Genomic DNA, 251 nt, shown 5'->3' with positions numbered 1-251 from the left:
AACGACGACCGCGTCATGACCGGGTGCTATCTGATCAAGTCGATCAAGCAACGCCTGTTGCGCGACTTCACTCACCAAGGGGCCGGGACCGTTGATGTCGGTGATGCGCCCATCGCTTTCCGCCAGTTTGATATTGCTGCGCGTCTCACCCGGAACACGGATGAACGCGTCGACAAACCCGCGTTTGGCGAACAGCGTTTCGAACGCTTGAAGGTTGTCCTCCCCGAGGAAACCGCTGACCGTGAGCTGAT

The 251-nt window shown here is 58.6% G+C and carries 1 pseudogene; it reads right to left on the bottom strand.

The features are described from left to right. Positions 1-251: pseudogene (locus tag BK660_RS30920) on the bottom strand (1-phosphofructokinase); the annotation flags it as partial.

Source organism: Pseudomonas brassicacearum, assembly GCF_003732265.1.
Lineage (GTDB): Bacteria > Pseudomonadota > Gammaproteobacteria > Pseudomonadales > Pseudomonadaceae > Aquipseudomonas > Aquipseudomonas brassicacearum_D.
The sequence above is the reverse complement of the archived record's forward strand: the minus strand, read 5'-3'. Positions and strand labels throughout refer to the sequence as shown.